Below are 7,610 nucleotides of genomic sequence, written 5' to 3'. Positions count from 1 at the left end.
CAGCAAAAGTTCGATTTATTCAACAAAGCCTGAATATGGTCAGAAAGTAAGTTGTAATCTTCTGATGACGCTGCATCCATCGCTTATCACAAAGCTGGAAAAGCTTTCTGAACAGATTGGTCAAGGCGTGGTATCAGAAGACCAACGTTTAACACTGGCAATCGGGGAGATGCTCAGGAGGTTTGAATGACGCTTTATCCGTGTAATCCTCTGAAGTCTCAAGGGGATGCAATTCCGTTAACTCAAAATCTCGCCCTGAATATTCCTGTCCCAATGCTACAGAAGCTGGACAGAGTAGGTTATGAACTTGCGGGACGTTACAAATTGGGCGGATTATCAGAGCAGCGCGTGAGATTGCTGGCATTGGCTCACCTGATTGAATCGGCATGAGTGATTTCAAGGCAATAGCAGCCATTTAGCGCCGTGATGGGACACCATAACAAGCGCCTTATGCGCATCTTTCAGTTAACCGTTCTCTTATCGAGTACCGTTCGTTTATGGCACGGTGAACACCACGAGAGAGCCAGCCCCTTTCCCGGACTGGTTAGGATTCCCATCATTTGCTCGTTTATCCGTGGCGTGTCATCACGACAGGCTGTTACGGGACACCGCGCTAAGTGTGGAACGGTTAAAAGTGTTGGGATTGATTAGAGACGCTGGCAACGTCATAGGCTTCGAGTTGAGCTTGTACCTGTTCGAGCTGTACAACTACAGGCCGTTACAGTTAACATTCCCAATTGCCATATCAACCATAACGGCAGTTATGAGGGATGATTTACCGATTCTTATAGATGAATAAAAGACAGATTTTTAAGTCTAACTTATTGATTTATAAGGATTTTTACATGATGGTGCCGATAATAGGAGTCGAACCTACGACCTTCGCATTACGAATGCGCTGCTCTACCAACTGAGCTATATCGGCCCTGCAAGAGGTGTTCACGAGCGTGAATCACGAGGCAAAAGGTTAGAACTTAGCGGGCGATGCGTCAATAGCCAGTGGAATCAACTGCCTATTTTTGCATCGCCCGTTCTCATTTACGCACGAATAGTATCGTCGCCGAAACCAATCCACTTATAGGTGGTTAACGCTTCCAGCCCCATCGGGCCGCGAGCGTGCAGCTTCTGGGTGCTGACCGCCACCTCCGCGCCAAGGCCGAACTGGCCGCCGTCGGTGAAGCGCGTGGAGGCGTTCACGTAGACGGCGGAAGAGTCCACTTCATTGATAAAGCGGTTGGCGTTACGCAGGGTGCGGGTCAGGATAGCGTCGGAGTGCTGGGTGCCATGTTCCCGAATATGGGCGATAGCCTCATCCATATCGGCCACCACTTTGACGTTCAGATCCAGCGACAGATACTCGTCGTCATACTGCTCCGCTTTCACCGGCTCGACTTTCGCCGGGCCGTTCTGCAGCGTGGGGAGGGCGGAAGGGGCGGCATGCAGGGTGACGCCGCTCTCGGCCATCTGCTTGCTCAACGCCGGCAGGAAGGTGTCGGCGATGTTGCGGTGCACCAGCAGCGTTTCCACGGTATTGCAGGTGCTCGGCCGCTGGGTCTTGGCATTGACGATGATCTTCAGCGCAGGGGCGATCTCGGCGGTTTCATCAACGAAAATATGGCACACGCCAATCCCGCCGGTGATCACCGGGATCGTTGACTGCTCGCGGCACAGCTTGTGCAGGCCAGCGCCGCCGCGGGGGATCAGCATATCGATGTATTTATCCATCTTCAGCATTTCGCCCACCAGCGCGCGATCCGGGCTCTCAATGGCCTGTACCGCGGCGGCCGGCAGACCGCACTCCTGCAGCGCCTGCTGGATCACCTTCACCGTGGCGGCGTTGGTGCGCCAGGTCTCTTTCCCGCCGCGCAGGATCGCTGCGTTGCCGGTTTTCAGACACAGGGAGGCGACGTCGACCGTCACGTTGGGTCGCGCTTCATAAATCACGCCAATCACCCCCAGCGGGACGCGGCGACGTTCAATACGCAGACCGCTGTCCAGTAGCCCGCCGTCGATCACCTGGCCGACCGGATCGGCTAGATTGCACACCTGGCGCACATCGCTGGCGATGCCGCTCAGACGCGCCGGGGTCAGCGCGAGGCGATCAAGCATCGCTTCACTCAGGCCATTGGCGCGAGCTTCGGCTAAATCTTCCGCGTTGGCGCGCAGAATATCGTCGGTCTGCGCTTCCAGATAATCGGCGATCTTTTCCAGTACCTGGTTCTTTTCCCGGCTGGAGAGTAACGCCAGCTGCCAGGAGGCCGCTTTGGCGGCAATGCCCATTTGTTCCAGCATTTTCAGCTCCTTAACGGATGATCATATCATCGCGGTGGACGGCCACCGGGCCGTATTCATAGCCCAGAATGGCATCGATTTGCTGCGAGTGCTGGCCGGCGATAAGGCGCAGCGCATCGCTGTTGTAGCGGCTAACGCCGTGAGCGATATCGCGTCCTTCGCTATTGCGGATGCGGATCACTTCGCCGCGGGAGAAGTTGCCGCTGACGATTTTGATGCCTTTTGGCAACAGCGAGCTGCCCCTTTCGAGGATCGCTTGGGTCGCGCCCGCATCGACGGTCAGTTCACCGGCCGGCGGGGCGCCGAAGATCCAGCGCTTACGGTTCTCCAGCGGAGACTCCTGAGCGTGGAAGCAGGTGCCTACTGGCAGGCCTGCCATCGCATGGCCGATGACGTCCGGGCGGTTGCCGGCGGCGATAATGGTATCAATCCCCGCGCGGCAGGCGACATCCGCGGCCTGCAGCTTGGTGCCCATGCCGCCGGTGCCGAGTCCGGAGACGCTGTCGCCGGCGATGGCGCGCAGCGCGTCGTCGATGCCGTAGACGTCTTTAATCAGCTCCGCCTGCGGGTTGCTACGCGGGTCGGCGGTGAACAGGCCTGGCTGGTCGGTTAACAGCAGCAGCTTATCCGCTCCGGCGAGGATCGCGGCCAGCGCGGAGAGATTGTCGTTATCGCCCACTTTGATTTCCGCGGTGGCGACGGCGTCGTTTTCGTTAATGACCGGGACGATGCTGTTATCCAGCAGCGCGCGCAGAGTGTCGCGGGCGTTGAGGAACCGTTCTCTGTCTTCCATGTCGGCGCGGGTCAGCAGCATCTGGCCAACGTGAATGCCATAGATAGAAAACAGCTGTTCCCACAGCTGGATCAGACGGCTTTGTCCCACCGCCGCCAGCAGCTGCTTGGAGGCGATGGTGGCGGGCAGTTCCGGGTAACCAAGGTGCTCGCGCCCGGCGGCAATGGCCCCGGAGGTCACGATGACAATACGGTGTCCCATGGCGTGCAGCTGTGCGCACTGGCGCACGAGCTCAACGATATGGGCGCGGTTCAGGCGGCGGGACCCGCCTGTTAAAACACTGGTGCCCAGTTTTACCACCAGCGTCTGGCTTTCACTCATGATTCTCTGCCGTTCAAAAGGAATATCGATATCGAGCTGATGTTGTAGCAGGAGTCGGCCCGCTTGCCAACACCCGGGGCGGCGGGCGCGCCATTTTATTGCGCGGGATCGGGCATTCTGGAGAGGGGATGTGACAAAAATATGTCAGATACATTTAAATACTCTTTTTTATAAAAAGTTCCACCTTGTCATAAATATTTAATCTCCCGGCGTTAAAAAACCTCCTGTTTTTGATGGGCGAGCGCCCGCAATTGAATAGCGCGTATAAATAAATCACCAGGACTGAATAATGAAAAAGAGTACTCTGGCATTAATGATGATGGGCTTTGTGGCTTCAACAGCGACGCAGGCAGCGGAAGTTTATAACAAGAACGCGAACAAACTGGATGTGTACGGCAAGATCAAAGCCATGCACTACTTCAGCGATTATGACAGCAAAGATGGCGATCAGACTTACGTGCGTTTCGGTATTAAAGGCGAAACGCAGATTAACGATGACCTGACCGGCTATGGCCGTTGGGAATCTGAATTCTCGGGTAACAAAACCGAGAGCGACTCGAGCCAGAAAACCCGTCTGGCATTCGCCGGGGTGAAGCTGAAGAACTACGGCTCCTTTGACTACGGTCGTAACCTTGGCGCCCTGTACGACGTGGAAGCCTGGACCGATATGTTCCCGGAATTCGGCGGCGATTCCTCTGCCCAGACCGATAACTTTATGACCAAGCGCGCCAGCGGCCTGGCGACCTACCGTAACACCGATTTCTTCGGTCTGGTGGATGGTCTGGATATGACCCTGCAGTACCAGGGTAAAAACGAAGGCCGTGAAGCGAAGAAACAGAACGGCGACGGCGTTGGTACCTCATTAAGCTATGATTTCGGCGGCAGCGACTTCGCCGTCAGCGCTGCCTACACCAGCTCTGACCGTACCGATGCGCAGAACCTGCTGTCCCGCGGTCAGGGTTCGAAAGCGGAAGCCTGGGCAACCGGCCTGAAATATGACGCCAACAATATCTACCTGGCGACCATGTACTCTGAAACCCGCAAAATGACCCCGATCAGCGGCGGCTTTGCCAACAAAGCGCAGAACTTTGAAGCGGTGGCGCAGTATCAGTTCGACTTCGGTCTGCGTCCGTCCCTCGGCTATGTGCTGTCGAAAGGGAAGGATATCGAAGGGGTGGGTAGCGAAGATCTGGTTAACTACATTGACGTGGGCCTGACCTACTACTTCAACAAAAACATGAACGCCTTCGTGGATTACAAAATCAACCAGCTGAAAAGCGATAACAAACTCGGCATCAACGATGACGACATCGTCGCGCTGGGTATGACCTACCAGTTCTGATTAACCGCAGAACCACCCGCCGCAGCCCTGGCTGCGGCTTTTTTTTTAGCGGCGATTCTTCGCCAGATGCAGGGTGTCGCTGTTCATGGTGATCTGCGCGTTATACTCCTTCGGCAGACGACGCGCCTGATAGAACGCCGATTCCCAGTAAGGGTTGTCCAGCGAAGAGCGCATCACGCCCTGGCTGCTCGAGGCGTGAAGGAAATTATGATCGGTATCGTAAAAGCCAACGTGCATCCCGGCCCGGGTGCGGAAGAAAACCAGATCGCCGGGACGTAAATCGCGTTTATTGACCCGCACGCCCATGTGCAGCAGCTCGCGGGTGGTGATCCGCTCCATCGGCAGGTTAAAGCGATCCTTCAACGTGCGCCAGACGAAACCCGAGCAGTCGACGCCGCTTTGTTCAGTACCGCCCCATTCATAGGGGGTTCCCTGCCAGGTGTGCATCTGATCATGCAGGGCCGCCACCACCGGGATCAGATCGTCCGATCCGCCGTCAATGGTCATATCCGCATGAGATTTTGTGTTCTTTGCCTGTTTCGGTGAGGAGGAGCATCCTGCCAACAACAAAAAAGGAATTAAAAAGAGAGCATGCGTCAGTTTTGGCTTCATATCGTTATTTTCGAAGTAGCAAGCAGACTGCTTTGTTTTATAGCCGATTAAAAAGAACGGCTGAATAAGCCGAGGCCGCCTTTACGTTTATTTACGATTAAAAATAAACAACCAGTCGAGAGATCACCCATAAAAGGCAGTTGTCACTTCCGAACGGCCTGTGCCAGGATTCTGATTAAACATTTCACGAGGCATTCCATGACGCATTACGCCATCTCTGGTGAGACTTTGCCCGGCGCCGCTTTCGACGCGGGGTGGATGACGTCTGCGCTTCATCATTGCTTCACCACGCTCTGCCCACCGCCTCCCCCTCCAGACCGGGTTGTTTTCGACGCTTAACGCCGTCTTTAGCAGGCGCTTACCTGCCGGTATGACGCTTGATACCTTGTGTTTGACGTTCTGGAGCATGCTATGCACGTTCGCTATTCTCTGCTCGCCTCGCAGGCGACAACGGCCATTTTTGTGCTGCTGTGGGGCAGCGCGGCCATCTTCACCCGCTGGGGACTGGACAACGCTTCGCCGATGGCGCTGCTGGTCTTTCGTTTTCTGATTGCCCTGGTCGCGCTGGCGCCGCTGGCCATCGTCCGTCGGCGCTGGCTACCCGCGCCGGGCACCCGCCTGCAGACAGCGGCCACCGGCCTGATGCTGATTGGCGGCTATTCGGTCTGTTACTTCGAGGCGATGGCTAACGGTGTGACGCCGGGACTTATCGCCACCATCATGGGGATCCAGCCCATCCTTACGCTTTGCGTGGTGGAGCGTCGCCTGCAGGGGCGGCGGCTGTCAGGACTGCTGATTGCCCTGGCGGGGCTGGTGCTGCTGGTGTGGCGCAGCCTGGCGGCCTCGCCGATGGCGATGGTGGGGATCCTGTTTGCGCTGGCGGCGCTGCTGCTGATGACCTTTGGCGCGCTGTGGCAAAAGCGCAGCCGTCAGGCGCCGGCGGATGTCCTGCCGCTGCAGTACGCCGTCAGTCTGGGGCTGTGCCTGCTGATTGCCCCGGTCAGCGGCTTCCAGTTTACTGTTAACGCCGGGTTGATTATTCCGGTGCTGTTTCTCGGGCTGCTGATTTCGGTGGTCGCCCAGCTGCTGCTGTATCGTCTGCTGAGCGCGGGAAATATTGTCAATGTCACCAGCCTCTTTTATCTGGTGCCAGTGATCACGGCGCTACTGGATTATCTGCTGCTGGGCAACCGGCTGCCGGCGGCGGCGATGGTCGGTATGGTGGCGATCATCGGTGGGATCGTGCTGGTGTTCCGCACCGCGAAGGTCCGCGCCGGCTGATGGCGAGCCGGGCGCTTTGGCGTCCGGTTCATTTTCCTGTCATCTTTTTTACGCATGCTCCCGGCAGCTTATTTTGACCAGTAAGGGAAAGTACCATGGGCAACACGCTGACGATTTTTGATCTCGATAACACCCTGATACAGGGCGATAGCAGTACGGTCTGGAGCCAGTTTATGGTTCGCGAAGGGCTGGCGACGCAGAAGGGGTATCTTGCCCGCGAGGCGCGGCTAATGGCGGATTATGACCGGGGAGAGATGAATATCGCCGATTATGTGGCCCTGATCCAGGCGCCGCTGGCCGGAATACCGAAGTCGGACGTTGATGCGCTGGTGGCCCGCTGCGTGCGCGAGGCGATCCTGCCCCGGGTCTATCCGCAGGCGTGGGAGCTCATTCGTCGTCTGCGGGCCGAGGGGGAGCAGATGCTGATTATCTCCGCCTCGGTTAGCCTGCTGGTGCAGGCGGTGGCCGCCGCGCTGGAGATTGATCAGGCGCTGGGCATTGACGTGGAGATGGTCGACGGCGGCTACAGCGGGGTCATTGCCGGGATCCCTAGCTATCAGCAGGGGAAGGTGGCGCGTCTGGCGCAGTGGCGCGAGGCGCATCCGCAGTATGACGGCGAGGTGACTTTCTATACCGATTCCATTAACGATCTGCCGCTGTGCCTGCATGCGGATCGCGTGCGGCTGGTCAATCCCTGTCCGCAGCTGCAGGCGGCGGGTGCCGGATATGGCTGGCCGGTGCTGAGCTGGCGGCTGGAATAGCAACAACGGTGAATAAATTAACGGCAGGGCGCACGACCCCTGGCCGGGTAAGGCGCAGCCGCCACCCGGCGGAATAACGGTACAAGCGTAAATTTCCCTGTGCATACTGCGCCTGGCAGGGCTACAACTTCTATGTTATTTCCGGACAGATAGCGCTCCCAATATTTTTTCTGCGCTATGTCACTCATGGCGCAGGGAGCGCACAGGG

Annotated in this window: 8 protein-coding genes and 1 tRNA gene; 5 read left to right on the top strand and 4 right to left on the bottom strand. The window is 57.2% G+C overall.

Annotation, left to right across the window (positions count from 1 at the left end; all coding sequences use genetic code 11):
- A partial coding sequence (locus tag HMPREF3096_RS31230; RefSeq protein ID WP_141749345.1) for a hypothetical protein occupies nucleotides 1-190 on the top strand: 190 nt, incomplete at its 5' end.
- On the top strand, nucleotides 187-390 hold the full coding sequence (locus HMPREF3096_RS24050; protein ID WP_012542743.1) for a hypothetical protein: 204 nt from the start codon (nucleotides 187-189) through the stop codon (nucleotides 388-390). The genes HMPREF3096_RS31230 and HMPREF3096_RS24050, both read left to right, overlap by 4 nt.
- Nucleotides 391-849: 459 nt before the next feature.
- On the opposite strand, the gene HMPREF3096_RS24045 is transcribed toward HMPREF3096_RS24050, so the two are convergent.
- The 3 genes from HMPREF3096_RS24045 to proB all read right to left on the bottom strand — a co-directional run bounded on the left by HMPREF3096_RS24045 (nucleotide 850) and on the right by proB (nucleotide 3,406).
- A tRNA-Thr gene (locus tag HMPREF3096_RS24045) sits at nucleotides 850-925 on the bottom strand.
- Nucleotides 926-1,038: 113 nt separating this feature from the next.
- Nucleotides 1,039-2,292 carry a glutamate-5-semialdehyde dehydrogenase gene (gene proA / locus HMPREF3096_RS24040; protein ID WP_016160355.1) on the bottom strand — a complete coding sequence of 418 codons (1,254 nt, stop codon included), beginning with the start codon at nucleotides 2,290-2,292 and terminating at the stop codon, nucleotides 1,039-1,041.
- Between the two features lie 10 nt (nucleotides 2,293-2,302).
- Complete coding sequence (proB, locus tag HMPREF3096_RS24035; RefSeq protein ID WP_004204699.1) at nucleotides 2,303-3,406, bottom strand: glutamate 5-kinase; 1,104 nt, start codon at nucleotides 3,404-3,406, stop codon at nucleotides 2,303-2,305.
- Nucleotides 3,407-3,695: 289 nt separating this feature from the next.
- Between proB and phoE the strand changes: the two genes are divergently transcribed.
- On the top strand, nucleotides 3,696-4,748 hold the full coding sequence (gene phoE, locus HMPREF3096_RS24030) for a phosphoporin PhoE (protein ID WP_032729409.1): 1,053 nt from the start codon (nucleotides 3,696-3,698) through the stop codon (nucleotides 4,746-4,748).
- A 45-nt stretch (nucleotides 4,749-4,793) separates the two neighbouring features.
- Here the strand turns inward: phoE and HMPREF3096_RS24025 are convergent, their stop codons facing one another.
- The gene (locus tag HMPREF3096_RS24025) at nucleotides 4,794-5,360 is read right to left on the bottom strand and encodes an NlpC/P60 family protein (protein WP_004222859.1); all 567 of its coding nucleotides are present in this window, start codon (nucleotides 5,358-5,360) and stop codon (nucleotides 4,794-4,796) included.
- 411 nt (nucleotides 5,361-5,771) lie between these two features.
- Between HMPREF3096_RS24025 and HMPREF3096_RS24020 the strand changes: the two genes are divergently transcribed.
- On the top strand, nucleotides 5,772-6,641 hold the full coding sequence (locus HMPREF3096_RS24020; RefSeq protein ID WP_008805308.1) for a DMT family transporter: 870 nt from the start codon (nucleotides 5,772-5,774) through the stop codon (nucleotides 6,639-6,641).
- A 95-nt stretch (nucleotides 6,642-6,736) separates the two neighbouring features.
- Nucleotides 6,737-7,402, top strand: a complete 666-nt coding sequence (locus HMPREF3096_RS24015; RefSeq protein WP_012542740.1) for an HAD family hydrolase — start codon at nucleotides 6,737-6,739, stop codon at nucleotides 7,400-7,402.
- The last annotated feature ends 208 nt before the right edge of the window (nucleotides 7,403-7,610 follow it).

Source organism: Klebsiella sp. HMSC25G12 (assembly GCF_001807705.1).
Taxonomy (GTDB): Bacteria; Pseudomonadota; Gammaproteobacteria; order Enterobacterales; family Enterobacteriaceae; genus Klebsiella; species Klebsiella variicola.
This window is presented reverse-complemented; position numbering and strand designations above follow the sequence as displayed.